Source organism: Haloarcula sp. R1-2 (assembly GCF_011627385.1).
In the GTDB taxonomy this organism is placed as follows: Archaea; Halobacteriota; Halobacteria; order Halobacteriales; family Haloarculaceae; genus Haloarcula; species Haloarcula marismortui.
On record NZ_JAANTG010000003.1, the window covers coordinates 161,036 to 187,717 of the forward strand.

At 61.2% G+C, this 26,682-nt stretch carries 29 protein-coding genes; 12 read left to right on the plus strand and 17 right to left on the minus strand.

The features are described 5' to 3' along the window. Positions 1-97: 97 nt before the first annotated feature. The 7 genes from G9C82_RS14835 to G9C82_RS14865 are packed head-to-tail and all read right to left on the minus strand — an operon-like array spanning position 98 to position 5,386. Positions 98-787, minus strand: coding sequence for an urease accessory protein UreF (locus G9C82_RS14835; RefSeq protein ID WP_127014525.1), 690 nt, complete (start codon positions 785-787; stop codon positions 98-100). Continuing rightward, positions 784-1,365, minus strand: a complete 582-nt coding sequence (locus G9C82_RS14840; protein WP_127014526.1) for an urease accessory protein UreE — start codon at positions 1,363-1,365, stop codon at positions 784-786. Before G9C82_RS14840 ends, G9C82_RS14835 begins: the two co-directional genes overlap by 4 nt. Continuing rightward, on the minus strand, positions 1,365-2,264 hold the full coding sequence (ureD, locus tag G9C82_RS14845) for an urease accessory protein UreD (RefSeq protein WP_127014527.1): 900 nt from the start codon (positions 2,262-2,264) through the stop codon (positions 1,365-1,367). The genes G9C82_RS14840 and ureD overlap by 1 nt, the downstream gene beginning before the upstream one ends. Next, positions 2,264-2,887: an urease accessory protein UreG gene (gene ureG / locus G9C82_RS14850; RefSeq protein WP_004965716.1), complete on the minus strand. Its 624-nt coding sequence runs from the start codon at positions 2,885-2,887 to the stop codon at positions 2,264-2,266. The genes ureD and ureG overlap by 1 nt, the downstream gene beginning before the upstream one ends. Then, the gene (locus G9C82_RS14855; RefSeq protein ID WP_127014528.1) at positions 2,884-3,270 is read right to left on the minus strand and encodes an urease subunit gamma; all 387 of its coding nucleotides are present in this window, start codon (positions 3,268-3,270) and stop codon (positions 2,884-2,886) included. Before G9C82_RS14855 ends, ureG begins: the two co-directional genes overlap by 4 nt. Continuing rightward, positions 3,267-4,973 carry an urease subunit alpha gene (ureC, locus tag G9C82_RS14860; protein WP_127014529.1) on the minus strand — a complete coding sequence of 569 codons (1,707 nt, stop codon included), beginning with the start codon at positions 4,971-4,973 and terminating at the stop codon, positions 3,267-3,269. The genes G9C82_RS14855 and ureC overlap by 4 nt, the downstream gene beginning before the upstream one ends. Next, the gene (locus tag G9C82_RS14865; RefSeq protein ID WP_004965721.1) at positions 4,970-5,386 is read right to left on the minus strand and encodes an urease subunit beta; all 417 of its coding nucleotides are present in this window, start codon (positions 5,384-5,386) and stop codon (positions 4,970-4,972) included. The genes ureC and G9C82_RS14865 overlap by 4 nt, the downstream gene beginning before the upstream one ends. Positions 5,387-6,018: 632 nt before the next feature. Between G9C82_RS14865 and G9C82_RS14870 the strand changes: the two genes are divergently transcribed. The 6 genes from G9C82_RS14870 to G9C82_RS14895 all read left to right on the plus strand — a co-directional run bounded on the left by G9C82_RS14870 (position 6,019) and on the right by G9C82_RS14895 (position 12,519). Beyond that, a complete protein-coding gene (locus tag G9C82_RS14870) occupies positions 6,019-7,326 on the plus strand; it encodes an urea ABC transporter substrate-binding protein (protein WP_004965723.1) in 1,308 nt (435 codons plus the stop codon). A gap of 2 nt (positions 7,327-7,328) precedes the next feature. Continuing rightward, the gene (gene urtB / locus G9C82_RS14875) at positions 7,329-8,267 is read left to right on the plus strand and encodes an urea ABC transporter, permease protein UrtB (protein ID WP_127014530.1); all 939 of its coding nucleotides are present in this window, start codon (positions 7,329-7,331) and stop codon (positions 8,265-8,267) included. Continuing rightward, the gene (gene urtC / locus G9C82_RS14880; RefSeq protein ID WP_127014531.1) at positions 8,268-9,422 is read left to right on the plus strand and encodes an urea ABC transporter, permease protein UrtC; all 1,155 of its coding nucleotides are present in this window, start codon (positions 8,268-8,270) and stop codon (positions 9,420-9,422) included. Next, the gene (locus G9C82_RS14885; RefSeq protein WP_004965728.1) at positions 9,422-10,228 is read left to right on the plus strand and encodes an ABC transporter ATP-binding protein; all 807 of its coding nucleotides are present in this window, start codon (positions 9,422-9,424) and stop codon (positions 10,226-10,228) included. Before urtC ends, G9C82_RS14885 begins: the two co-directional genes overlap by 1 nt. Then, entirely contained in the window at positions 10,228-10,926 is a 699-nt protein-coding gene (locus G9C82_RS14890; protein ID WP_049919390.1) for an ABC transporter ATP-binding protein, read from the plus strand. The genes G9C82_RS14885 and G9C82_RS14890 overlap by 1 nt, the downstream gene beginning before the upstream one ends. A 177-nt stretch (positions 10,927-11,103) precedes the next feature. Beyond that, positions 11,104-12,519, plus strand: a complete 1,416-nt coding sequence (locus G9C82_RS14895; RefSeq protein WP_127014532.1) for a sodium-dependent transporter — start codon at positions 11,104-11,106, stop codon at positions 12,517-12,519. Positions 12,520-12,733: 214 nt separating this feature from the next. On the opposite strand, the gene nth is transcribed toward G9C82_RS14895, so the two are convergent. After that, entirely contained in the window at positions 12,734-13,435 is a 702-nt protein-coding gene (gene nth / locus G9C82_RS14900) for an endonuclease III (protein ID WP_004965732.1), read from the minus strand. A gap of 308 nt (positions 13,436-13,743) precedes the next feature. Between nth and G9C82_RS14905 the strand changes: the two genes are divergently transcribed. After that, positions 13,744-14,508: a hypothetical protein gene (locus tag G9C82_RS14905; RefSeq protein WP_127014533.1), complete on the plus strand. Its 765-nt coding sequence runs from the start codon at positions 13,744-13,746 to the stop codon at positions 14,506-14,508. A 68-nt stretch (positions 14,509-14,576) separates the two neighbouring features. Here G9C82_RS14905 and G9C82_RS14910 read toward each other — a convergent pair whose 3' ends face one another. Beyond that, entirely contained in the window at positions 14,577-15,266 is a 690-nt protein-coding gene (locus G9C82_RS14910) for a hypothetical protein (RefSeq protein WP_011222581.1), read from the minus strand. Positions 15,267-15,347: 81 nt separating this feature from the next. Between G9C82_RS14910 and G9C82_RS14915 the strand changes: the two genes are divergently transcribed. Then, on the plus strand, positions 15,348-15,821 hold the full coding sequence (locus tag G9C82_RS14915) for a hypothetical protein (RefSeq protein WP_127014534.1): 474 nt from the start codon (positions 15,348-15,350) through the stop codon (positions 15,819-15,821). A 90-nt stretch (positions 15,822-15,911) separates the two neighbouring features. On the opposite strand, the gene G9C82_RS14920 is transcribed toward G9C82_RS14915, so the two are convergent. The 3 genes from G9C82_RS14920 to G9C82_RS14930 all read right to left on the minus strand — a co-directional run bounded on the left by G9C82_RS14920 (position 15,912) and on the right by G9C82_RS14930 (position 18,678). Beyond that, positions 15,912-16,940, minus strand: coding sequence for a hypothetical protein (locus G9C82_RS14920; protein ID WP_004965739.1), 1,029 nt, complete (start codon positions 16,938-16,940; stop codon positions 15,912-15,914). Between the two features lie 166 nt (positions 16,941-17,106). Continuing rightward, positions 17,107-18,015 (minus strand): hypothetical protein, encoded by a 909-nt coding sequence (locus G9C82_RS14925; RefSeq protein WP_004965740.1) that lies wholly within the window; start codon positions 18,013-18,015, stop codon positions 17,107-17,109. 312 nt (positions 18,016-18,327) lie between these two features. Then, positions 18,328-18,678 (minus strand): hypothetical protein, encoded by a 351-nt coding sequence (locus tag G9C82_RS14930; protein WP_127014535.1) that lies wholly within the window; start codon positions 18,676-18,678, stop codon positions 18,328-18,330. Between the two features lie 124 nt (positions 18,679-18,802). On the opposite strand from G9C82_RS14930, the gene G9C82_RS14935 reads away from it, so the two are divergent. After that, positions 18,803-19,018 carry a hypothetical protein gene (locus G9C82_RS14935; protein WP_127014536.1) on the plus strand — a complete coding sequence of 72 codons (216 nt, stop codon included), beginning with the start codon at positions 18,803-18,805 and terminating at the stop codon, positions 19,016-19,018. 255 nt (positions 19,019-19,273) lie between these two features. Continuing rightward, complete coding sequence (locus tag G9C82_RS14940) at positions 19,274-19,717, plus strand: MaoC family dehydratase (protein WP_007188468.1); 444 nt, start codon at positions 19,274-19,276, stop codon at positions 19,715-19,717. Between the two features lie 98 nt (positions 19,718-19,815). On the opposite strand, the gene G9C82_RS14945 is transcribed toward G9C82_RS14940, so the two are convergent. From G9C82_RS14945 to G9C82_RS14965, 5 genes are all read right to left on the minus strand, one after another. Continuing rightward, entirely contained in the window at positions 19,816-20,712 is an 897-nt protein-coding gene (locus G9C82_RS14945; RefSeq protein ID WP_004965747.1) for a hypothetical protein, read from the minus strand. Continuing rightward, positions 20,709-21,776 carry a glycosyltransferase family 4 protein gene (locus tag G9C82_RS14950; RefSeq protein ID WP_127014537.1) on the minus strand — a complete coding sequence of 356 codons (1,068 nt, stop codon included), beginning with the start codon at positions 21,774-21,776 and terminating at the stop codon, positions 20,709-20,711. Before G9C82_RS14950 ends, G9C82_RS14945 begins: the two co-directional genes overlap by 4 nt. After that, positions 21,773-22,150 carry a 6-carboxytetrahydropterin synthase gene (locus G9C82_RS14955; protein ID WP_127014538.1) on the minus strand — a complete coding sequence of 126 codons (378 nt, stop codon included), beginning with the start codon at positions 22,148-22,150 and terminating at the stop codon, positions 21,773-21,775. Before G9C82_RS14955 ends, G9C82_RS14950 begins: the two co-directional genes overlap by 4 nt. Before the next feature lie 30 nt (positions 22,151-22,180). Beyond that, on the minus strand, positions 22,181-23,170 hold the full coding sequence (locus tag G9C82_RS14960; protein WP_127014539.1) for an oxidoreductase: 990 nt from the start codon (positions 23,168-23,170) through the stop codon (positions 22,181-22,183). Between the two features lie 132 nt (positions 23,171-23,302). Next, positions 23,303-24,172, minus strand: a complete 870-nt coding sequence (locus G9C82_RS14965; protein WP_127014663.1) for a hypothetical protein — start codon at positions 24,170-24,172, stop codon at positions 23,303-23,305. Between the two features lie 89 nt (positions 24,173-24,261). On the opposite strand from G9C82_RS14965, the gene G9C82_RS14970 reads away from it, so the two are divergent. Together G9C82_RS14970 and G9C82_RS14975 are read left to right on the plus strand one after the other, a co-directional pair. Continuing rightward, positions 24,262-26,232, plus strand: coding sequence for an aldo/keto reductase (locus G9C82_RS14970; RefSeq protein ID WP_127014540.1), 1,971 nt, complete (start codon positions 24,262-24,264; stop codon positions 26,230-26,232). A gap of 49 nt (positions 26,233-26,281) precedes the next feature. Then, on the plus strand, positions 26,282-26,665 hold the full coding sequence (locus tag G9C82_RS14975; RefSeq protein WP_007188475.1) for a hypothetical protein: 384 nt from the start codon (positions 26,282-26,284) through the stop codon (positions 26,663-26,665). Positions 26,666-26,682: the final 17 nt, after the last annotated feature.

Here is a 26,682-nt window from a genome sequence, read left to right on the forward strand (position 1 = left end):
GGGGCGGCACTGGCCACCGGACACGCCCGATTTTTTCCTCCAAGAGCCGGTTCGGGAACAGGACTGGTCGGACTGTTACGCTCGAACCTGTTGGGCGTTAACTGGCGAACAGCCGGCGCTCTGCCCGCTCATGCTCGGCGGCTAATACGTCTACCAGTGGGGCGAACGGCGTCATCTCATCTATTCCTCGGTCCGCGCTATCATCGACTGCAGCCGTCATCACTGGCTGCAGGTCGTTCAGGATTCGCTGGGCATCCGTGTGGCCGAGTGAGAGGAGACGCTGAGCCGCGCCCAGCAGTCCGGTGACGAACCCGTGACAGCACAGCAAGCAGGCCTCCCGGACAGCCACGTCGGCCAGCCCCGTCGCAACGCCGAGTACGACGGCGTAGTTCCCGGGTGCGTCGTCGGCACCAACGCGCTCCGCGTAGCGGTTCAGGAGCGCCTCGTCACGTAGTTCCGTCTGGAGCGAGAGCAACCGGTCGCCGGACTGTTGGGCGCTCTCGCGGAACTCTGCGGCCAGCGTCACGGCCGACAGGCGCTGGTCGGCATGGCAGATCGCGTCGATATCACCGTCAGTCGCGGCGGCGTGTGCTGCCCGGAGCGCGACGAGTTCGGCGGGGCCGATTTGCCGTCTGAGGTACGTCGACAGGAGCCCTTCGAGGTCTGTCGCGTCTTCGACCCGGTCGTCCTGAATGAACTGTTCCAGCCCGTAGGAGACGGTGTAGGTCCCGACTGGCAGGAACGAATCCGCGAGGCGGAACGATTCAAGCGTTGCGACGTCGCTCATTGGTCCCCTCCGTCAATAGTACGCACGCCGTGGTCATGGGCGTGACTGGTCCCGTCGTGACTGTGACCACTACCCTCGTGGCCTGTCCCGTCACCGTGGGTGTGGTCGACCCCGTCATCGTCGAACGTCGTCGGCGGTACGTGCTCGTACCGCATCGGTACGTCCCCGGGGAGCAGGTCGGCGACTGTGTCTTCCATTCTTTCCTTCGAGTCGGTCACGGGAAATAGGGCCTCCTGCTCGCGGACCGCGAGGTTCCAGTGTTTGTTCCCGACCGCGTGGCCGAGCTCCAGCGCCGCGGCCGGTGAGATATCGCTGTCGGCGAAATCGAGCACGAGGGCCTCGATTTCGGCGAGTTCGACAACGACGAAAGTGCCGCCCTCAGCTTCAAGTACGTCGCCGTCCGCGAGGTCACGGGCAACCACGATACCAAGGTCCCGGCCGGCTGTCGTTTCAGTCCGGACCCGCGAGCGCTGGCGTTCGGTGTCCGAGAGCACGACAGTAGCGTGGGCCGATGCCTCGACGGTTTCAGGGATAGCATCGCCATCGCGATGGCCGAGATAGGTGTCTGCGACCAGCATCAGTACTTCCTCCCAGAGGGCGCAGGGGCGTCCAGTAGCTCAATGCGCGCGTGGTCCCAGGCCGCGTGGAGCGTTGCCTGAACGGTCTCAGCGCGGTCGCCAAGGGCACGGACTGCGACCCCGGCACCGTTCGGCAATGCTGTTGCACCGGCCCGAGCATCACCGTCGGTGACGACCGCGTGGAGCGCATCGCTCAGTTCGGCCTCGTCGTGGTCCGGCGCGAGGACGAACGTCGTCCCGTAGACGGTGAACTCACCGAGGACGCCGGGGGCTGTGGGGTCCTCGTCTCCCGGCGTCAGGTGTGTCGCGTCCTCGAACAGGTGCCCGTCAGGTCCGGTCGCCCGCACGCGCGAAAGGTACCGTTCGAATTCGAAGCGCTCGCCTCTGGCGAGACGGCCCGGGACGACCACGTCGCTGACCACGGCAGTCGCGCCGGGGGCCAGGTCGACCGAAAGCTCCTGCAGGTACCGGGAGTCAGCGTGGAGGATTGTCGGCTCGGGCACGTAATCCAGATGACCGCCAGCGCCGACGCTAAGCGTCGTGTCGGCGGCGGCGTAGTTACACGTCATCGTCTGGACCTTCGTCGAACTCTGGGTCGAGACGTGTGCGACGGCCTCGTCCACGACGGTTATCGACACGTCATGGCGGTCACCCTGCGCGACGCCGCCGGTCGGTGACTGGATGAATACGGTATCGGCCTCGGGGAGTGGGTCGTAGCCCAGCGTTCCTGAGATGTGGAACGGGACCGTCGCGTAATCGTGGACAAGGGTCGTCCCGTCGGCTGTCCGTTCGAAGGTCAGTTCGAGCACGCCGTCTTTCCCGGGGGACCCCACAGCGGCCTGTGGCACGGCCTCGGTCGCATACCCCTCGAACGCCGGATGGGGCGCGTCAGCGGCCATCAGGCGAACAGCACCCCGTCACGGACGTGCGACAGCACCGTGTCGATGTTTGTCTCGTCTTTGCAGTTGGTGAAGACGACGGGTCCGTCCCGAACCTCGTTTGCGTCGTGCTCCATCACGTCGAGGTCAGCGCCGACGTGGGGCGCGAGGTCAGTCTTGTTGACGACGAGTAGGTCACAGTCGACGACCCCCGGGCCGCGTTTTCGGGGGATGTCTTCACCTTCCGCGACCGAAATGACGTACAGAGAGTAATCGGCGAGCTCGGGGTTGAACGTCGCCGCGAGGTTGTCGCCGCCGCTCTCGACCAGCACCAGGTCCAGCTCTGGGTGGTCTGCCAGGAAGGAATCGATTTGCTGGAGGTTCATCGATGGGTCTTCACGGATACCTGTGTGCGGGCACGCGCCTGTCTCGACGCCAGCGACGAGGTCTTCCGGGACGACCCCGGCGAAGCGCTCGCGGAGCACGTCTGCGTCTTCCTGTGTGAGGATGTCGTTGGCGATGACACCCACATCAAGCCCCTGGTCGCGCAGTTCGGGAACGAGCGCGGTCAGTAGCGAGGTTTTGCCGGAGCCGACCGGCCCGCCGATACCGACCGTCGCCACGTCGCGGTGTGTGAGACTCATTCGTCTGTCCCCGCCGAGTCCCCGCCATTGGTCGCCGCCTCTGACTCCGTCGTTTCGTCGTCAGCGGACCCAACACTGTCGGACCGAATCGGGTCGTGAACCGTGACCAGTTTCGTCCCGTCGGGGAACACCGGTTCGACCTGAATCATGTCTATCATCTCCGGCACGCCGTCCATCACGTCCTCGCGGCCGAGCAGTTTCGACGCACCGGACCGGATTTCGGCGACCGACTGGCCGTCACGACCGCGTTCGATGCACCAGTCGCTGATGTAAGCGACGGCTTCGGGGTGGTTCAGCGGGACACCGCGTTCCTTGCGGCGCCGCGCGACCTCTGCGGCGGTAAAGACCGTGAGTCGTTCCTGTTCTTTGGCTGTGAGTTTCATAGCAGGTATCGCTGCGCAAGTGGGAGTTCGGAAGACGGTTCACAGGTGACGTGCTCGCCGTCGACCCGGACCTCGAAGGTCTCCGGGTCGACCTCGATGTCATCCGGACAGTAGCTGTTGTACACCATGTCGTCTTTGCCGGGCGTCCGTGCGCCCTCGATTGGCACGACGCGGGAGTCGAGCCCGTACTCCTCGTCGATGCCGGCCTCGGCGGCCGCCGGAGAGACGAACGACAGCGAAATGGCGTGCTTGGCTTTGCCGACCGCACCGGCGCGTTCGCGCTGGAGAATCGGCTCGCAGGTCATCAGTGACCCGTTGGCTTCGCCCATCTCCGAATGGACCGGGAAGCCGCCCTTGAACGTCATCGCCGGCTTGACGCCGAAGAACGCGGGGTCCCACAGGCAGATGTCGGCAAGCTTGCCGGGTTCGAGTGTCCCGACGTGCTCTTCGATGCCGGCGCTGATAGCAGGATTGACGGTGTACTTGGCGATGTAGCGCTTGATACGGTGGTTGTCCGCGCCCGTCCCTTCGTCTTCGGGCAGCGGGCCACGCTGGGATTTCATCTTCGAGGCTGTCTGCCACGTCCGCGGGATGACCTCGGCCATCCGCCCCATCGCCTGGGAGTCGGAGGTCATCATCGAAATCGCGCCCATGTCGTGGAGCACATCCTCGGCGGCGATGGTCTCCGCGCGAACGCGGGATTCGGCGAAGGCCACGTCTTCCGGCACGTCAGGGTTGAGGTGGTGACACACCATCACCATGTCCAGATGCTCGTCGAACGTGTTGTCGGTGTACGGCATCGATGGATTCGTCGACGACGGCAGCATGTTCGGCTCTCCGACCATCTCCATGATGTCCGGCGCGTGACCACCGCCAGCGCCCTCGATGTGGAACAGGTGCATCGTCCGCCCGTCGACAGCCCCGAAGGTGTTCTCGAGGAAGCCGGCTTCGTTCAGCGTATCGGTGTGCATGCACACCTGCACGTCCTCGTCTTCGGCGACTTCGAGGCAGGTGTTGATGGTTTCCGGGGTCGACCCCCAGTCTTCGTGGAGTTTCAGCCCACAGGCACCGGCCTCGACCTGCTCGCGGAGCGGGCCCGGGTCGGAGGCGTTGCCCTTCCCGTAGAAACCGACGTTGACCGGCCACTCCTCGGCGGCCTGCAGGAAGCGCTTGACATTCTCTGGCCCGGTAGTACAGGTGGTTGCGCCGCCGCCGTACCCCCCGCCGAGCATCGTCGTGATACCGCCTGACAGCGCGTGTTCGTGAAGCTGTGCGGAGTTGAAGTGAATGTGGATATCGAGGCCGCCGGCGGTTGCTATCTTCCCCTCAGCCGGATAGACATCCGTCGACGGGCCGACGACCATGTCGACGCCGTCCATTGTGTCGGGGTTGCCGGCTTTCCCGATGCCGGCGATTTCCCCGTTTCGAATGCCGATATCGGCGGCAACGATACCCAGTATCGGGTCGATAATCGTCGCGTTCGTCAGCACCCAGTCGAGTGCGCCCTCCGCCTGTGTGACGCCGGGAGCCATTCCCAGCCCGTCCCGGAGCGTTTTCCCGCCGCCGAACACTGCCTCGTCGCCGTGGGTGCGTAGGTCCTCTTCGACCTTGGCGAACAGCTCCGTATCGCCCAGCCGGACTTTGTCGCCCGTCGTCGGCCCGTACAGTTCGGCGTAGTTCTCGCGGTCAATGTCGCGTGTCATTGGTCGGACTCCGTGTCGCCGTCGTCCGGTGCCGCCTCGCCTGTGTCTCCAAATCCTGCCGCACGCATGCGTTCGACCGCGTCGCCCGTCTCGCCGTCGACGCTCCCGTTGACAAGTCCGTTCATCCCGTGGGCGCGTCGCTTCCCACCAATTTCGACGAGTTCGACCGTTTGCTCGTCACCAGGTTCGAACCGGACAGCCGTGCCGGCAGGGATGTTCAGCCGCATCCCCATGGCCGCTTCGCGGTCGAACTCCAGCGCCGCGTTGGCCTCGAAAAAGTGGAAGTGCGACCCGACTTGTGAGGGTCTGTCGCCGGTGTTCCCGACAGTCACTTCCGTCGTCTCTCGGCCTTCGTTCAGCGTCACTGTCCCTTCACCCGGGATGACCTCACCGGGCACGAGTCCATCGCTCATCGCGCCACCGCCCCGAGTATTTCTGACTGTTTGTCTATCATCTGCCCTTCTCTTTGAATACACATACTAAAATGATTGCTCTCTGCGCAAGTGACGCCTCTATATCGAGAACCGGATTAAATGCTAAAGTTTCGGCCCTACATAAAGGGGTTCGACTATCGAACTGTCCTACTTCCCGAAGCCAACACGACTCACGTCCAGTCTGCCGATGGTTTCGGTGACCGGCGACACTTACAGCGCGGGCGAGCATACAGCGGGTGATTTCGGGACGCAGAAGCCAGATTTGACTGACAACGGTCGTACAGGTCACTGCACCGGAACAACGCCAGCAGTTTGTTCTTTTGTCCCATTGACCGACAGCGGCACAAAATAGCGGAATAGTTCAAATTTTATCGGCAGCACTACTGCTTTCGCTGACTATTCGTCATATCCTTTGACGACCTTATACTCTCAAGACTATGTGGTGGACAATATAAGATAAGAGTGGTAAACCTTATTTTCTCCCTCCCAGACGGCAACACTGTGAACGAAATCATGGACGAACGTTTGGATATTGTGAGTAAAGAACGAGAGATGGCCAAAGATAATGGACATAATAATCCTAACAAGAACCTAGTATCGGAGGGAGACGCATGAATCGCTCGTCTGTCAGCCGCCGTCAGTTCCTCGGCGCGAGCGGGGCCGCACTCGTTACCGGCCTCGCCGGCTGTTCTGCCGGTGAAGGCGGGACCTCGACGGACACCGCGAGCAGTACCGACACGCTCAAAATCGGGGTGCTGGAGGACCAGTCCGGGAACTTCGCCCTCGTCGGCGACCCGAAGGCAAAGGCGTCGATGCTCGCCATCGAGGAAATCAACGCCAACGGCGGTATCGACGGGAAGCAAATCGAGACGTTCCAGCGCGACCCACAGTCGGACAATCAGCGCTATCAGGAACTCACCCGCACGGCGATCAACGAGGAGAACGTCGACGCCCTGTGGGCCGGCTACTCCTCGGCAACCCGGGAAGCCATCCGCCCGATAATCGACCGCAACGAACAGCTCTACTTCTACACCACCCAGTACGAGGGCGGCGTCTGTGACGAATTCACCTTCGCGGTCGGCCCGACTGCCCGCCAGCAACTCGGCATCGTCCTCCCGTATCTGGTCGAGGAGTTCGGCCCGGACATCTACACCATTGCGGCCGACTACAACTTCGGTCAGCTCTCCGCTGACTGGGTGAAGGTGCTGGCAAACGAAAACGATGCGAACGTCCTCGGTGAGGAGTTTATTCCGCTCAGCGAGTCCTCCTTCGGTTCGACGATCAACCGGATTCAGGAGGCCGACCCGGACTTCGTCATGTCGATGCTTGTCGGGGCGAACCACACGTCGTTCTACGAACAGAAGGCCTCGGCCGGTCTCGACGTGCCAATCGGCACTTCGACGGCAATGGCACAGGGATACGAGCACCGACGGCTCGACGCCCCGGCGATGGCCAACATCTACGCGGGCGTCAACTACATGGAGGAGGTGCCGACCGACAGCAACACCGGCGATGGCGGCTTCGTCGACCGATACTTCGAGATGTACCCTGATGCCCCGTACCTCAACGAGGAGGCCGAGACCAACTACTTCTCGACGTATATGTACAAGAAAGCCGTCGAGCAGGCCGGGACCACCGAACAGCCGGAAGTCATCGACGCTCTGGAGTCGGGCATCGAACTCGGCACCGAGGAGGCACCTGAAGCACCGGAGGGTGAGACAATCCGTCTTGACGGCGCGACCCACCACGTCGACCACCACATGTGGATTATGCGCGCCGACGACGACCACAACGTCGAAGCCGTCGAGAACCGCCAGATACCCGAGACGTTCCTCTCGGAGACGGCCGGCTGCAACCTCCCCGAGAACCCGGAACAGACCCAGTACACCCCGGTGGACTACTACGAGGAGGCCGAGTAGGGATGGTAAACGGGATCAACCTCGCGCTTCAGTTCCTCGATAGCTTCGCGTTCATCGTGCTCGCCGCGGCGGGGTTGGCCATCATCTTCGGGATTATGGGCGTCATCAATCTGGCACACGGGGAGTTCATCCTCATCGGTGCCTACACCGCAACGCTGGCCGTGACGCAACTCGGCCTCCCGCTCGTCGTGGCGATGCTCGTTGGCGGCGTGGTCACTGGTCTCTTCGGGATTCTGACTGAGCGGGTCATCATCTCCGGGGCGTGGCCCAACTGGGTCAGCCAGCGGACCCTGGGCCGCGATATCATCGAACCGCTGTACGACCGGCTGGCCGATTCCATGGTCGCCACGTTTGGGCTCAGTCTGATACTGACTCAGGGAGCTCGAATCAGCTTTGGCAACTCAATCGACCAGATAGCCACGCCGTTCGGCGCGATCTCGTACGGGGCGTTCTCCTACTCAACGTACCGGATCGTCTTGGCCGGCGTTAGCATCGGGCTGCTCTTGGCTACCTACTACCTGTTCACCCGGACCGACTTCGGGATGCGCGCCCGGGCGACGATACAGGACAAGGAAACGGCACAGGCCATGGGCGTCAACACCGACCGGATGTACATGCTGACGTTCGGCATCGGCTCGGCGCTGGCCGGGCTGACCGGTGCGCTGTTCGCCCCAGTCATCTCGATGCAGCCGACGCTTGGCGACCAGTTCCTGGTCGAGGCGTTCGTCGCCGTCGTCGTCGGCGGGCCGAGCGTCGTTCTCGGGACCGCGCTGTCGGGGGGCGTCCTCGGGGCGATTCTGGCCACGTTCTCGAATCTCTACGGGACGTTCATCGGCCGTATCGCGCTACTCGTCGCTGCGCTCATCGCCCTCCGGTTCCTCCCCGACGGCATCACCGGGTTCATCGAACAACTGCGGAAACGGAGACAGGAGAGCGACTAGATGTCGAGAAACAGTGCAAACGGCGAGGCGAACAGGTCGCTCCCGGGTCGGCTTCGCAGTCGGTTCGAGGGGCCAAACACTATCGGGGAATCGCGTGGGTTCTGGGTCGGCTTCGCCGTCGCTGTGGCGGCACTCGTCGTCTACCCGGCCTTCGGTGACGGCTCGCAGTTGTCGCTGTTCATGGTGCTGGCCCTGCTGGGGCTTTCGCTGTCGGTCGTCTGGGGCTACTCGGGCGTACTGAGTTTCGGGCAGGTCGTCTTCTTCGGTATCGGGGCCTACACGTTCGGCGTCGTCTCGATCAACTTTGCGACCCCGGGGGGTATCACGGCCGCTGTCGTCGCCGGTATCGTCGGCGGCGGTGTCAGCGCAGCCATACTGGGCTACTTCATGTTCTACGGTGGCGTGCGGGATGTCTACGTGACCATCATCACGCTCGTCTCGACGATCGTCATGCACACCTTCATGGCCCAGACCGCCGGGTCCGAGTGGGCCATCGGTGAGGCGGCACTGGGCGGGTTCAACGGGATGCCGGACATCCCGCTGCTGACGCTCGGCATCGAAGGTGCCTCCTACCAGTTCATCTACAACCCGTTCCCGATGCGGATTATCGGTATCGGATCCTTTGAAATCAGCCCGTTTTACTATCTCGTCCTCCTCCTGCTGGTCGGGGCGTACCTCGGGTTGCGGGTCCTCGTTAACTCCGACTACGGCCGCGTGATGGTCGCTGTCCGGGAGGATGAGGACCGCACCGAGATGTTCGGTTACAACGTGACCCGCATCAAGTTCGTCGTGTTCACGCTGGGGGGCGCGCTTGCGGGTCTGTCCGGTGTGCTGTACGCCGCACGGAACGTCTACATCGACCCGACCGTGTTTTCGCTGCTGTTCGCGACGCTGCCGGTCATCTGGGTGAGTATCGGCGGCAGAAAGAGCTTGCTCGGGGCCGTTGTCGCCACGCTCGCCATCGAATACCTCCGCATCTCGATGGCGGGTGAGCTGGCGCTAGTCCTGCTTGGCACCCTGTTGCTGGTGACGATTCTGGTCCTTCCGAGCGGCTTCGTTCCGTGGCTCCACGAGCGGATTGTCGAAACTCGACTCGGTCCAGGCGAAGCTGGCGGGGCCGACGCACCCGACGCGCCGAGTGAGGTGAGTGACTAATGAGTGATACTGAAACCGAATCCGACATCGACCCGCTTGGACCGAACGTCCGGCAAACCGCTGCGGAACTGGCAACGGGTGACAGAACGGAGACACTGCTACAGACCGACGGGCTCGTCAAGCAGTTCGGCGGGTTCACCGCCACTGACGACGTGGACTTCTCGGTCGCCGAGGGGGAGCTACGCTGTCTCATCGGCCCAAACGGCGCTGGCAAGTCAACGTTACTGAACCTGATTACCGGGACGTACGAGGCCAGCGACGGCAGTATCTACTACAACGGCCACGACATCACTGACCTCGACCCACATGAGCGGGTTTCTCGCGGTATCAGTATGAAATTCCAGGTCCCGTCCGTGTACGGTGACCTGAGTGTCAGAGAGAACGTCAGGCTCCCCGTCCAGCAGTTCGCCGACGGGGAAGAGCGACGGCGGCTGGTCGCCGAGGCTATCGAGGCTGCGGGCCTTACCGGCTACGAGGACGTTGCTGCGTCGCAACTCTCACACGGCCAACAGCAGCAACTGGAAATCGGGATGGCCGCCGCGCTCGAACCCGACCTGCTCCTGCTGGACGAGCCGGTCGCCGGCCTCGACGTGGCCGAACGCGAAGCTATTGCCGAGCGGATCAGGCGGCTCAACGAGGAGGAAGGGATCGCCTTCATTGTTATCGAACACGACACCGACTTCGTCGCGAGCATCGCCGAAGAAGTGACCGTCCTGCACAACGGTGAGGTGTTCCGCGAGGGACCGATTGAAGAAATCGAATCCGACCCAGAGGTCCAGCGGATATATCTGGGAGGTGAGTCATGATGCTCGAACTCGACGAGGTTTCTGCAGCCTACGACACAACGCCGATACTGCGGGATGTGGACCTCTCCGTCGAGGAGGGAGAAATCGTCGGGGTGATGGGGAAAAACGGCGTCGGCAAGACGACGCTGCTGAAGACGGTGATGGGCTTGCTGGAGCCCAGCGAGGGGACCATCAGCTACGACGGCACGGACGTGACTCACGCGAGTGCCGACGAGCGCGCCCGGGCCGGAATCGGCTACATCCCGCAGGGCCGGGACGTGTTCCCCAAGCTAACCGTCGAGCAGAACATCAAGATGGGCGAGACCATCCGGTCGGAGAGCGACGAAACGCTGTACGACCAGATATACGATTACTTCCCCGTGCTCGAAGAACGGGCCAGTCAGGAAGCCGGAACGCTCTCGGGCGGGCAACAGCAGATGCTCGCCATCGGCCGCGCACTGGTCTCGAATCCTGACCTGCTCTTGCTCGATGAACCGTCCGAGGGCATCCAGCCCTCTATCGTCGACCAGATCAGCCAGGATATGCAGACGATCAACGACGACCTCGGGACGACGATTCTGTTCGTTGAGCAGAACCTCGGGGTCATCCGCGAGATGGCCGACCGCTGTTACGCGATGGAGCGTGGCACGGTCGTTGACGAACTCGGTCCGTCGACTATTGCCGACGAGGACGCGATTGCGGAGTACCTCGCGGTCTGAGACGGACTGCCGTCGCCGTTCCACGCTGCTGGCACCCGCCTTCGGACGGTCGCCTGCGGAATGACGCGTGGCGGTTCGGACGCGGGTGGACTGTCGGCTACCTAATTCCTTCCTGATTACACGCAAGCAACCGAATCAACAGGAACTTGAGTACCCACTGAACAGACCTGTACACGAATGTCCGATCGTGACTCATGGATATCGAACCTCGGTTTCGTGCTTGCTGCCGTCGGCGGTGCGGCAGGTCTGGGGAACATCTGGCGGTTCCCGTGGCTGACCGCCGGAAACGGTGGCAGTGCGTTCCTCATCGTCTACCTGCTCGTTGTCGTCGGCATCGGCGTCCCGGGATTGCTCGCTGAGTTCGTCCTCGGACGCTGTGGCCGACAGACGCCAACCGCGGCGTTGCGCTCGCTCACCGGCTCCCGCTGGGGGTCGTGGCTGGGCGCGTTTAACGTCCTCACAACGCTCGTTATCCTCTCGTTCTACTCTGTCGTCGGCGGGTGGATCCTTCGCTACACGCTCGTCTCACCGGTTGGGACGTACTTCGGGCAGCCCCAGCAGTACTTCGGGGCAATGAGCTTTGGCCTCGAAGCGGTCGCCTTTCACCTGCTGTTCCTCGGTATCGTTGCCGCCATCGTTTTCTTTGGCATAAGCAACGGTATCGAACGCGTCTCGAAGGTGATGCTTCCCGGTGTTGTAATTATCTTGCTCGGCCTCGCTGTGTGGACAGCCACCCAGCCGGGGACGGCCGCCGGCTACGCGTTCTATCTCAGTTTTGACGCCGAATACCTCGCCGCGAACTTCCTGAGCGTTATCGGGCCAGCGGCAGGCCAGGCGCTGTTCACCCTCTCGCTCGGTGCTGGAGTGATGCTAACGTACGCCTCGTATCTGGACGACAACGCATCGCTCCCGCGGGATACACTTGTCATCGCGGTCTCGAACACGTTCATTGGTGTCCTCGCCGGGCTGGTCGTCATTCCGCTGCTGTTTTCCCAGGGCGTCGACCCAGGGCAGGGCGGCCCCGGTGCGCTGTTCGTCGCGCTCGCGACGGCATTCGCGACACTTCCGGGCGGGGAACTCGTCGCAACCGCGTTCTTTGTGACCGTGCTGATGGCTGCGGTGACCAGCGGTATCAGCCTGCTCGAAACGCCGGTGGCAACGCTCGTCGATAGCTTTGGCGTCCCGCGACGCCGGGCCACGGTACTGGTCTCGGTCCTGCTTGCGGCCACTGGGAGCGGGCTGGCACTCACAAGCTCGGTGTTCCAGTTCGTCTCCGGCACGCTCGCAGACCTGATGTTGACCGTCGGGCTGTTCGCATTCACTGTCATCGTCGGCTGGCTGCTGCGCGGGGACGCGCTGGCCGAGTTCCGCGCTGGAACTGACCGTTTCGAATGGCTAGCCAAGCCGTGGCTTCTGACCGTTAGCTGGGTTCTCCCCGTCGTCGTATTGTTCCTGTTGACGAACACGCTCGCGTCGCTCGCCGGGATCTCAGTGGGACTTGGCGGTCGAGTGATTATCGCTGTCATCGGCACTGTTGCTCTGGCTGTCGTCGTTCGAAACGGAAGCCGGACCGACCGGCTGAGTTCGCACTAGTCTAACTGTCCTGACTCAGTCTTTCTCCAGAAGCCGTCTAATCGGTGTCCGTGTCACGCATGACTACGGACCACGACAATCTCAACCATTCAAGCCTGAAACGACGGTAAAATTGCCCACCGAGCACAAGTCGATGACTCTCCCTGTCACCAACTCGCCGTTGAGATCAGCCCTGTTCAGACAATGCCTTTCGACGTTCTGTCGTCGGCTGTCGCTAGCACTCCTCGCAACTGCAGTAGCGCTCGCAGACGGGGTTAGCGCAGTCGGGACTGCGCGCTGAGCAGAACTCCCGGCCGTGGGTAATCAGCAGGACGTGCAGCGGATAGGTCAGTTCGTCGGGAATGATTGCGTCTAGCTCGTCGTGGGCGCGCTTGTTCGTTGCTGATTCGGTTACCAGCCCGAACCGCTTGGAGACCCGCTCGACGTGGGTGTCGACAGCCATTGTCGGCTTCCCGAAGTGGAAGTTCAGGACGACGCTGGCGGTCTTTGGGCCGACGCCCTTGATATCGGTGAGCCAGCCTTTCGCCTCGTCGGTTGGCATGGCGTCAAGGAAGGCAAGAGAGTAGGCCCCACCGGTTTCCTCGCGGATGGCCGCAAGCGCCCGCTGAATGCGGGCGGCCTTCTGGTCGGGGAGCCCTGCGACGCGGATGGTGTCGGCCAGTTCGTCGTGGTCTGCCGATTCAATGGCTGCGAAGTCGCTGTATGCCGTGAACAGCGCCTCGGAGGCTCGGCGTGTGTTCTCGTCGGCTACGTTCTGTGAGAGAATCGTCGTCACCAACTGTCGAACTCCCTCGCCAGGGTCGGCGCTGGCGTCGGCGCCGTGGTCGCTTGTGCGTTCGACCGGGCCGTGCAGCGAGACGAGGTCGTCGTGGAGGTCACGAACACTGGCGGCGTCCCACTCCTCAGTCATCGACATACTTCTGCAAAGGCCCAGACCGCCTTCAAGACACCGCCCTCGTTCGGTTTCGACTCGGGCCGGTCCACGCTGGCTCTATACCTTGCCAGAGACGGCCTTCGACGGTGCCACGCCACTCACTAGACTGTGAGTAGGGAACAGCAAGACCGGTGTCGGGCTGTCTACCAGGGCAAGTCCCCCGTCACTATCAGCAACGGCGTCTAGCGATGGCGCGAGGACAGTCATGGATGGCTTCGCCTGAGCTGACTGAGATATAGGTGTCATTGAGTGTGAATACCTTCTTACCTACACGAAGTGAATGGCCATGTATGGGGATGCGCTGTGAACTCTTTGGACATGAATTTGGAGATTCGAAGATAGAGGAGTCGTACGATGAAGGCGAGCGCGGCACTGTTCTAACCGTTCGGGAATACAGGTCTTGCCAGCGATGTGGACATATCCGCCATATCTCTGAGAATCGAGGCTTGATATCCACCATAGCGGAATCGAAAGCAAATGACGAGCGATCGGACGATGCCGAATACAGAGCCGAAACCGAGCGGCAAGTGGGACGGAGAGAGTATGCAGAGGACGAGACCGAGGCGACGGACACAGGTCAGCCGGCGGAAACGGAATCGACCGATACTCCCAAATCGACTGCAGATGCCTCGGATACGGTCGCAAATCCATCCTCGGATACGGAAATGAGTGATGCGTCATCGGCGGTGACCGCATCGACACCACCGGAGCGGACTGACGATGCCGTGATACTGTCTGAATCAGCGACACAAGAACCAGATGACGACGGCTCCACGCCGCCGAATAGCGACGATGCAGTCATCATTGATGATGCTTCAGACACTGTACACCCGTCGTCTGAAACTTCCGAAGGATCAGGTACTGGGAACGGCCAAGACGAGAGTTTGCACACAGCGGACGACCTAGAGAGTACGACAACCGATTCAGGCCCCACATATCGGTGCCCAAGATGTGAGTTCGAACTCCCAGTGAATGAATCGTCGTTCTTTCGCGGTGATGTCTGTCCACAGTGTCGAGTCGGTTACCTCGAGGACACATCGGACAGCGAGTCCTAAGCCTTCGACGAGACGACCCCCCAGAGAGATGGTCACTATGGAACAGTAGTTTTGCAATGAGCGCCCGCTCAATAGTTCTGGAACAGCAGTTTTCGCACGTCATCTTTCGTCCGTGCGCTCACCGTTGAACCGTCGGGGAGCGTGACTTCGTATGGTTCGTCGGTTTCATCTGACCGAGTCCACTTTTCGTCATGTTCAGTCAGCAAACGGTTCGCGACCGACAGGGTGTCTCCCGGAGCGTTGTTGGGCTCGGCTGCGTCACCGGTTTCGACGGTATCGGGTGCTGGACCAGCCTGTCCCGACGTATCGGTTTGTGTGCTATCGTGTCCGTCGCCGGCCGCATCCGCCGAGTTATCTGGACCAGTTGCCCCTTCTTTATCACCTTCGTCTGCTTTCGTCTCGGACTCGACATCTGCGAGGCGAGTGGCGAGTTCACTTGTCCCAAGCGCCGAGAGCAGCTTCCCTCGCATCTCGTCGGCGTCAATACCACTTCCGGGAACCTCCGACACCTCGGACGCGATGCGTTGGAGTTCCGGATACTCAGCTGAGGCGATTCGCTCGTAGTCGGGACGGCTCAGGCCTTGCTCGCCTTCGAGCTGGTCCGGTGGTGTGTATGTATCGAGGAGGTAGTCCACGACATCTTGCGTACGAATATGACCGTACGTTTCGATGAACGCGTCTTCAAGGTCCTCTTGAATTGCCGTTAAATCCGCCTGTTGTGTGTCCGTAATCTCGATCTCCGGCATTGCCTCAAACATCGGTCGCCCAACTCATAACTCGTTCCCTAGAGGGGGAGAACTGACGGAACCATTGTATAGCAGAGACACGCATACTCTGGTATGCGGTGCCCCCGCTGCGACTCCGACCTCAGCACGTACACGCTTGCGACCGGCAACCAGACAGCGATCGTCTGTGAATCGTGCGGCTTCGCAGACCTCTCTACGTCCCATCACAACGAGGCATCTCCTCCAGAGTCCTGGGAACTCGCTTTTGCCCGGTTCAACCAGCATCCTGATTCTACCCCCGGGAAACCCGAGAATACTGGCCGGACACCCAGCGTCCCGATTCCAGAGAGTGACGAATCCACAGACCGACCAGAGTTCTCGCTTGAACAGGCTGGTGTTGCGGTCGGCATCTCTCTGGGGTCTGATGCTAACACGTTCCGACAGGACGCTGCTGACGAATTGAACCGCGTTATCGACGAGACCGAAAGGGAATCAAGTGGAGACGGTACAGCCAATTTTGATAAGAACGATGCGGACAGTCAAAACGCGGACACTGAAGCTGACGAAAACGGGGACGAGACTGAGTAACGTCAAACGTCGGTCGAATTATCTAGAACGAGCACCAGGCACAGATTCTGGCTGATGTCGGCGAGTATTGTGTCGGTGCGGGAGTACCCGTTACTCAGCGGAGGCGTCTGGTTCCTCGGGCTGCTCGGCTTGCCCTTCGCGCTCCTCTTCCGACCGCGCTGCGACGAGTGCTCCCTGTGCGACGCTATACAGTGGATTCTCGGCCTGGCGGACATCGCTGATCGAGAATGGTATCTCGGAGTCATTGATCCGTTCGGCGAACAACTCTTCGAAGCCATCAGGACTCGATGTCCCGCCAGTCACAACGACCGGGACATCCAATCCCTCCTCGACATCCTCCTCATCAACTTCACTGATGATGTTTTCGATGACATAGTCGAGGAGATTGTCGTAATAGATGCTCAATGCACCTTCAATACCACCGACATCCGTCTCAAAGTTGAGTGCGAAGTCTTCTTCTTTGACCGAAGTAACCTTATCTACGGGCGTGCCGGTCGCCTGTGCAGCTTGCTCGTCGATCCAGTCACCACCGCGTGCGATGGAGAACTTCATTACGGGGACTGCATAGTACGACAGACAAACGTTGGTCATCCCAGCGCCAAAGCTGATGCCGAGGCCAGTGAACTCACGATTTGCAAGCTCCGAGTAGATGACGGCCATCCCCTCATTAATCGGCTCTGGGCTGTATCCCATATCAGTAAGGAGTGACTCAACCGTCTTTTGATGATACAGCGTCGAAACATCGGCGTCGATAGGGTCCGCAGGAACCGAGAAAAACAGACGCTCATTCGGGTACTCCGGTTGTCCCACCACCTGTTCAGTGATGAGCTTAATCATCGGAATTGCTGATTGCTCGTCGCTTGAGAGAATCCCGGCCTGCATCGGTCGGCGCGTCTCCTCGCTGAAGATGTTCGCGAAATTCAGGGCGTCATCGCCAACAATATAGACCCGATCATCCTTGCGGATGTGGAGAACGTCACTTCTCGACAGCATTTGTTCGGCCATATCGCTGTAGTCAATTTCAACGAAGGAGTTCCGTTGCTGCACGAATACTGTTTCGTTACCATCTTGACGTGCAGACAGGAGGTTCATCGTACCGACATCGAGACCTTGGGGCATACAGTTGTATTCCTCCTACCAAGTTGAAAAAACTAGCCTATAATATAGAACAAATTACAACTTACGTACCAACTTTGGAGCGAAAGAAGTGTAAGGATATGCTAACATGATAAAAGCAACCCAACAAAACCGCCACAGTAGAGCGGGTATGGGCCAATCAGACTGTTCACTCGAAAAACAATGACCGAAGGCGGCTCATAAGACCTTTCTGCTCTTCGACACCAGTCTCTACATCATCGTCTTCGGCCTGCTCATTCCGGAACTCGGTAAGAGCGTTGACCTGCTCTTCGGTTCCAGTGCTTCGATCCGTATTTGATTGGCCACCTTGCAGCTGCCTGAGTCCATCTACTGCGTCGTCAACATCGTTGCTGTCGGCCCGTGTCGTGGTCGCCTCGGAGTTCTCGATAGCCGTCTGGTCGAGGTCGGAGTCTGTGTCCGGCATATCTAGATTCAGCCGCTTGGTCTTGGGCTGTTGTTCGACGCCGCCCCAGGATAGTTCCGCCCCCTCCATGGCTTGCTCTATGTCGCTGTCTACGTCTGCTTTGCTGACTGACTCTGACTCACTCTCGGCCGAGTCAACCGGCTCGGCTGACTCAGCTGGCGTTGTTGCTCGCTCGAGGTAATGTGCGACCAGTGCCGCTCCTGTCGACGCTACAAGTGTAACTAGGCCAGTAGCGTAGACGCTGATAGTCCAGACGCTACCGTTGATGCCCTCACTGGTTGTCCACCCGTACGGAAAAACATCAACCAGAATCACAGTTGCAGCGAGACAGAACACTGTGCCAGCGGCACTGACAACTCGGGTTTTGAAGCCCACTGGGAGGAGCACGACGACGCTCAATAGCACGGAGGGCAGTCCAATGAACCCGACGACGAGTGCAATCTCTCGGATCTGCCAGTACAGCGTACTCCCGGATTCTAGGACGTTACTGTACAAAAAAAGGCCGAATCCGACGACGGCAAGCGTGACTCCAGCGAAGAAGAGGCCAAACCCGATATAGATGTCTCGCTCTTTATCCGGTTCGCCGATATAATCGCGATAAATCGACCTGAGCCTGTCGCGATAGCCCGACACAGGATCGGCAGATTCAGGGGACCTGTTCGATGTAGATGCAGGGCTCATTCAATTTGTTATTTTGTTCGGATGGGTGTTAAAGATGAGCTTACCCCTTGTCACTCAAACTTTGTTACGATACTTCGAGGCGAAAGACGCACCATTCACGGCGGAAATAAAGCTGACAGTTGGCGTTTCCACGCCTGTTCGACAAATCTACGGGCAGAGTATGCCTGTGAGAATAGGTCGTCCGCTGAACCCTGCTCTCCGAACGTGGGAATCCCTGCGCTTCAGCGCGGGAGGGTCTCAAGCAGGGCAAGGCGACACGTCGGTTCAGGGACGTGAGGGAGTCACTCCCTCTTCAATAATGATCCCGTCGTTCTGAATGTGGATGAAGATGGTCTGTTCAGGCTCATCAGAGACTGTGACGGCAGCGACTGACTCGTGTTGTCCGTCGAGGACGGCCTTGACCTTATAAACGCCATCCTGTAACAAGCTAACCGAACAACCCGACTGACCTGCCAGAAGGTGATAATGTGCTGTATGACACCGTTCCTTGTCATCGTATATTTTTATCTGGATATCATGCTCGGCGTCGGTGGCATTTCTGATGTGGAGGTCTTCGCGTGCTAAGCGCCACTCTTCACTGGTCGCCGAGAGGAGTGTTCGACTGTTGGAGGGCATGTCGACATCGTGCCTATGTTATAGCTGAAATATATATTTTAAGAATAAATAGCGAAGATACACGTCGGCAGTCTGCAACTCACATATATGCGCACAACCACTACCCGGTGATTGCTACTTATTCATGTCTAACCTAGCGAAGCAGATTCTCAAGATACTGGAAGCACAAGGAAACGAAATGGCATCTGTGATGTTCGTGCTTGACCAGCTAGAGAAAGCGGAGACCCAGTTCTCCATGGCGGAGTTTGATGAGACGGTTGACCAACTTCGTAGAGATGGTGTTATCCGGGTCACGAACAGTTCCGACCCCCGAAATAACTGGCAACTCCAACGGCGGTAGCAGCCCGACAAGAGCAAGATGATGGGTACGCAGTTACTGATGAGGTGTGATAGAAGGCTCCGAGTAAACGTGGGTAGCTCCTCGTTATGGGCTTTGAGTTCTGCAATCTCGTCGTTTAATTGCTCTTATCGTCTGCAGCGCCACTGGCTGCAATGTTGTCCATGTGCCTGATGCCGTCGATACGCCTGCGGCCACTCACCCTGCCAGCGGTCGTACCACGTCGGATTTTTATCTATCCATCACCTTCATAATTATATGCAATTTTACGAGGATATCGTGGTCGGCGACGTCCGACAGTCGGATGGATACACTGTGTCGAAATCCGAAATCACCGAATTCGGCGAAAAGTATGACCCGCAACCGTTTCACACCGACGAGGAGGCAGCGAAAGACTCAGTCTTTGGCGGACTAGTCGCATCTGGGTGGCAGACCGCCGCGATCTGTATGCGTCTCAACGTCGAGACCAGCAAGGACATGGCGACACAGGCTGGCGTCGGCGTCGACAATCTCCGCTGGCATCAGCCACTCCAGCCCGGTGACACGCTACGATTACGAACCGAAATCATCGACAAGCGACCCTCCGACAGTGACCCGAGCCGGGGGTACCTCACCGCCCGCCACGAAGGACTGAATCAGGACGACGAACTCGTCATTTCATACGAGGCGACAGCCATGATCCGCCGCGAGACCGACGAGTGACGACAGGGTCAGGCAGTCTGTGATACCTGTGTGGCGGACCGGTCGTTCCGAGAAATACAATCACTTTAGCCGGGTTTTAGGGCTTAACAGTGCGGGATTCACGAGTCGACACGGCCAAGGAAATCCAGTTGATGCGTATGGTACAGCAGTTCGGCGGCAGCGACCTGCGCACGTCGGCGTGCCAGCCAGCCGTCGAGTTCCTCGAAGTCGCTACCAGTCATCTCGCCGACCGCGTCCTCGATAGTGTCGAGAATGTATCTGAGGAAGTAGGCTTCGTCAGCCGGGTAGCTCCCGTCGACAGGCCGGACGACCCAGTCCGACCCGGCCACCCCTGACAGCGTTATGCTGTCGAGGCGCTGGAGATGGGCAAGCACGTCGCCGCCGGCACGGCTGTCACCGCCCTCTTTCGCGTCCATGTGGTCGTGATAGTGCTGTTCGACTGCCCGGTCGGCTGGATGGCTCGGCTGAAAGCGGGTCGCCCCGTCGAACGTGATCGGGAAGTAGTACAGGCCACCCGGTGCAAGCGGTTCGAGCAACGTCGGCAGTTTCTGACGGTCGAGAATATCGAGCAGGGCGGCCCCGATGAGAAGGTCGTATTTGCCGTCGGCGGCCGCCGCATGGGCCACCGCCTCGGCCTGTACCGTCTCAATTTCGATTCGTCGGTTTTCGGCTTTCAGGACGAGTGGGCTGTCGCCTATCGACATCTGACGGTCGACGGCCCAGTCCCGGATGTGGTCGGGCAAGTGAGCTACGTTCTCCGACTGAATATCGACTGCAGTGTAGTGGACTTCTCCCGCGGGAAGCACGTCCCATTCGAGGAACCGGGTGAGCATTGTGCCGATGCCGGCCCCGATTTCGAGGACACGTAGCGGCCCGTCGCTGTCGGCTGCCCGGGCCGCCAACTGCTCGCGGAGCATCTCGACCAGCCGGCGGTCCAGCGCGCGGTCGTCGACAGTCCGCTTCGCCCGCAGATACCGCTGGAACGATTCCGTCACGCCGGTACCTCCGTGGGCTGAACAATATCAGACAGCAGGCCCCGAACCAGCCCGACCGTCTCTTCCCAATCCGGGTGCGTCTCGTAGTTCCGTCTCGCGGCCCACCCCATCTCAGCCAAGCGGTCCCGGTCGATGGCGAACCGCTCCAGTTCGCGAGCGGCGACTGCCGAGTCGTCCGGGTCGACGAGTACCCCTGTTTCGTCGTCGGTTACGATGTCGGTCGCTCCGCCAGCACGGGTGGCCAGCGCCGGGAGGCCGAAGCTCATCCCCTCCAGATAGACGATGCCGAACCCTTCGTACCGGGACGGTACCGCAAGGACGTGGCTCGACCGGAGGGTTTTCGCCAACTCGCCGTCTGGGAGTCGACCCGCGAACTGCACGCGGTCAGCTAAATCGTGTTCGCGGACGCGCTCCTGTACCGAAGTCACGTGGGCTGCATCGACGTGGCGACCGACGACGGTGAGGTCGATGTCGACAGCAGCCGCAGCCACACCATCGACGAGCGTATCGAGCCCCTTTCGAGGCGAGACATTTCCGACGAAAACAACCTGCAGCGGCTCGGTGGTAGCCCGTCGCTCGATTGTCGCTCGGTCGATATCGGGGTCGAACTGGTCCCCAGCCGGCGGCGCGACGACGGTGTTCTCGGGGTCGACGCCGAGGTTGGTAACGACGTTTCGGGTCGTGGCGCTGTTACAGACCACGGCCTGAACAGTCCCGAGGTAGCGACGCTCGACCGCCCGGTACAGCGGTGCAAGTCGGCGCGGCTCGCTCGCCCGCAAGTGGTGGACGACGCTGACAATCGGGTACGAGAGGGCACGGTTTGTGCGGACGAGCGACGGATGGGCGAGTTCGTCCTGTAACATGACATCGACATCCACATCCAGCCGCTGGCGGAGCTTTCGCGACCCGTTGTCGAGCAGCCCTCTGTGGTAGTCACGCCAGGGGAGCTGGATACACTCGACAGTGTCGCCGGCCGCTCGGAGTCCCTCGACGAGTTTTCTATCGTATCGAAACCCGCCTGACTGCTCGTCGAGGCTCCCGTACAGGGTCAGGCCGACCCTCATACGGCGGCGTTGTAACTCGCAGCGGCTTCCTCGTCCTCCCAGATGGTGACCGACAGTTCGGTGACCGTCTTGTCGGTGACACGCTCGGTGACACGCTCAAAGATAACACGGGCAAACCGCTCCACGCTGGGGTTGTAGCCTTCGAACTCCGGGAGGTCATTGAGCATCGTGTCCCGGTACCGGTCGGCGAGTGACGACAGGGCTGTGTCGGCATTGTCGATGTCGACGATGTAGTCGAACTCGTTGAGTTCGGGGCCGCGGAAACATAGTTCGACCCTGTAGTGGTGTGAGTGCGGGTCACCCTCGGGCCCCGGGTTCGGGACAGTGAGGTAATGCTGTGCCACGAACTCAGTCCGAACCGTCGTCGCGTACATACCCGAACGAACGGCCGGGACCCACCTAAATCACGGGTGTCCGTTGTACGTCAACACTACCTGTACAGCGTCGTCTGGCCGGCTCTCTAGCAGTTGATACGCTTCGGCTGCACGCTCGATATCGATCTCATGTGTCAGTAGCGCCGAGAGGTCAGTGTCGCTCAGCCACGACCGGACGACATCCAGCCGCCGGTCCTTGTCCCAGCGGTCGGCGTGATCCGGATCGATGCGGCTCACCTGACTGCTGCGAAGGCGGATGTGGCTCCGGTGGAAGTGATGTCCGAGGTCAAGCGAGACATCCTTTGAGCCGTACCACGAACCGACGATGACCTGACCGGCATAGCCAGTGGCGTCGATCGCTCTGTCGAGTGCGGTTGGGTTCCCAGAGAGCTCGAACGCGATGTCGGCGTCGTCGTCATCGAGATTCCCGGGAGAGACTGAGCGGTCTGCCCCGAGCGCTTCCGAGAGCCGACGGCGGCCCGCACAGGGATCGACCGTCACGAGCGACGCCAGCGGAAAATCGGCCAGCAGCCCGGTCGTCAACAGGCCCACCGGCCCCTGACCGAAGACGACAACCCGAGCCCCGATACGCGGTCGAGCGTCCATCACGAAGTTGACCGCCGCTTCGACGTTCGGGATGAACACCGCCTGCTCCGGCGGTAACGTCGTGGGAATAAGCGACGACGGCTCGGCGAGGAAGTGGCTTTCGTGTGGGTTGAACGCGAACACACGCTGGTCGAGCCAGTCGTCGTCAACCGCGTCCCCGACGGCCGTGATACAGCCGACAGCGGCGTAGCCGTACTGCAGTGGATACGAGAACGTACCATCAAGGGCGTCGATCGTCTCGTCGGTCGCGAGTTCCGAATCGACCTCCCCACGGTACACCAACAGCTCTGTTCCGGGACTGATTCCTGAGAGTTCGGTTCGAACACGGACCTCCGATGGTCCGGGGTCAGGCACCGCCTCTTCGTCAACCCGAACCGACTTCCCGCCGGTAAAGTACAGCGTTCTGGCGGACATTACACCGTCTCCTGAGGACGTGGGCGGCCGGTGCCGATGTTTCGATGCCAGCTCCTTCGGACGTGGCGACGGCTCCGGGAATGCACGTCTCCTATCCAGGCTTTCTCCGACTAAAAAGTACCTCCTGATTGACTACAAGTATCCCAACGAATCCAGTCGGTCCCTGTCGCTTTCGGCGCCGTAGACGCGCGACACTGGGAGCGGCTCGGGCGGACGCAGGTCGGGCTCGCGTTCCCCGCTGTCGACGCCGTCGGTCTCGGCCCACGGCACCGCCAGCAGCGCCGGGACTGGCGTGTGCATCGGATGGCCGTACAACCCCCACTCCCCGAAGAGATTGCCGTGGTCGGCGGTGACAGCGATGCGGCCGTCGACGTTTTCAGCCAGCGCTTCCACCTCCCGGAGGACATACCGGAGGTTCGCCTCGTAGGCGTTCCAGACGCGGTCCGACGAAACCTCCCCGCGGCGGAGCGCGACCCACGGGTTGGCCGTGTTACTATGACTCCCGGTGCGGGCAAGCCCGCCGTCGCCGTCGAGCGGCTCGGGGACGAACGGGTGATGTGGTTGCATGTAGTGGACGACCAGCCGCTCGGGGTCCAGCCGCCGGGCTAGCGCGATGGCCCGGTCGGTCACGGCTGCAGCCGGGACGGTGTTCAGGTCCTCGTCCCACGCGTACTTCCAGACCTCGTCCAGCGCAGCGAAGGCGTCGGCATCGAGATACCGGTCGGTCCACGTGTTGCCGGTGACCATGACGGTTTGAGCTGTTTCTGGATGACCGGAGAACGTGTTTTCCAGCCACTCCGAGGAGGAACTCCCGACCGAGCGGACCGTCGAAACGGTACCGAACAGCCCGGTGTCGGGGGCGATAGCCCGTAACAAGTCAGCACGACAGGCATCGAGAACAACGAGAACGTCCCACTCGCGCTGGTAGACGTTTGTTCCGTACGGAACCCGCCGGCCCAGCGCCTGCAATGCGCGCAAGTACGCTGTCCCGAGCCGGCTCATTCCCGGTTCTGTCACGTCTGGTGTTCGGCGGCGGCCAATAAAATCCCACTGGCGATATGATATATATGCGAGGCCGCCCCCGTTCGAGTGTGCACTGTCTGTTCGTCGGCGCCGGCAGTATCGCGGCGGAGTACGCGGCCGAGCTGGCAGACAGCCCGCTCTCGCTGGCGGGCGTCTGCGACCTCGAAGAAGACCGGGCGACAGCACTCGCCGCGGCGCACGACTGCCCGGCGTTTACCGACCTCGACACCGCGCTTTCCGCCGTCGACGCGCCGCTGGTTGTGAACCTGACGAACCACGCCGCCCACGCGCCGGTGACCCGAACGGCGCTCGAAGCGGGGCGACACGTCTACTCGCAAAAGCCCCTCGCACTGGACGAGGCGGCGGCCGCGGAGCTCTTGGCGCTGGCCCAGGACCGGAATCTGGCATTGGGCTGTGCCCCGGGGACGCCCGATGCGCCCTCACAGCGTCGCGCCGGGCAAATGCTCGCCGACGGCCGTATGGGACCCGTTCAGCTGGGGTACGCCCACGCCCACGTCGGTCGCGTGACAGATTGGCACGACCGACCCGGCTCGTTTCTCTCTATCGGGCCGCTGTACGACGGGGGCGTCTATCCGCTCGCGCTGCTGGTCTCGTGGTTCGGCCCTGTCAAATCCGTTCAGACCGCAACGACACTCGATAGCTGGCCCGAGCGAGAGCCAGAGCGACCGTCTGCGCCCAGCCACGTCGAGGCGATGCTTTCGTTCGACGGAGGGCTGACGGTCCGGCTGACCGCGAGTTTCTACGCGCCACATCGGAGCCGCGAGTTCTACGGGCTCGAACTCCACGGTGACGACGGGTCGCTATATCTCCGTGGGACCGGCGCGATGGCTGATAGTACGACCGCCGTGCAGTACGGTCGTGTCGGCCGCGAATACATTGATGCTCCCGCACAGCACCCCACGCAACCCTACCGCTATCTCGACCCGGTCGAGTCGCTTGCGGCCAGTGTCACCCGGGGGACCCCATCGCGGATGACGGGTCGCCGCGGTGCCCACATTGTTGCAGTCTGTAACGCGATTGAGACGGCTGCCGAGACGGGCGAGTCTGAGACTGTGTCCGACTACGGCACGGCGGCGGACCCAACGCCACCGCCGACTGTCACCCCAGACAAAGACTGGGACGGGAGCCGGGAGCAAGCGATTCGGCTCCCGGCCATCGGCTTTGGCTGTTCCCGATATCGTGACGGAACGTACATCGACCGTGCGGACTCTATCGCGGCGGCCCTCGACGCCGGCTACCGACTGCTTGACAGCGCTGAACTGTACGGGAACGAACACCGTATCGGCCGCATTCTGGCTGCCCCCGGTGCCCCCGACCGGCGTCGGGTGTTCATACTCGGGAAAGTCTGGCGCACGAACCACCGTCGGGAGCATATGCTGACGGCCTGTCGGAGCAGTCTCGACGAGCTCGGTATCGACGCGTTCGACTGCTATGCCCTGCACTGGCCCGAGGCGTTAGCTCATCGCGAGTCGCTAACGCGACTGGCCGAGAAATCGGTCGCGCGTCAGGAGGCGTTGACCTTCCCCGAAGACGATAGTGGCGACATCGAGACGGACTCGGTCTCACTCCAGCGCGCCTGGGAGAATCTGGAGGCCCTCCACGAACGAGGCTGGACGCGCACGCTCGGGCTCTGTAACGTCTCGCAGACACAACTGGAGACAGTCATCGAAACGGGGACTGTCAGGCCGGCGCTGGTACAGGTCGAGCGCCATCCGTACCAGCCACAGACAGACCTCATTGAATACTGCCACGAACGCGGCATCAGGGTTGTCGCTCACTCCCCGCTGTCAGCCCCCGGACTGCTCGACGAGCCTGTTCTGGCGGCTATCGCGGAGGAGTACGGCCTATCACCAGCCGGCGTGGTACTGGCCTGGAACGTCACACAGGGCGTCGTTCCGATTCCGTCCAGTACGACACCGTCCCACATCGTCGAGAACCTCGCCGCCGCTGGGCAGCGACTCGACGCAGAAGCGTGTGCCCGCATCGAGGCACTTCGACAGCCGGATTTCGAGCGGTAAGCGGTGCAATTGGCAGTATCATTATGTGACTGAACGCCGAACCTAGCCCATGGCCGCGACGGAGACACAGGGACGTTCCCTCGACGTAGCCTCACTGGATAGCCGACACTGGCTTGGTATCATCGCGGCACTCGTCACAGCCGCGATACACCTCCTTCTCGGCGTCAGGCTGGCTCCATCCGGGCTCGGTATCAGCTTCATCCTCGCGGGACTGGGGTTTCTCGGCGCTATCGCGCTGGTCGCCCTGGGTATCCGCCGTCGCCTCGTCTACGCTGTCGGTATCCCGTTCACGCTCGTCCAGATACTGCTGTGGTACTACGTCAACTTCGCCGCCGGGCCGAAATCGTTCCCGGCTGATGTCGGGACTCTCGGCGCAGCCGACAAGCTCGCACAGCTCGTCCTGCTTGCGGTCCTCGTTGCGCTGTTGCGATGAGCGAAGCTAGCACGGCG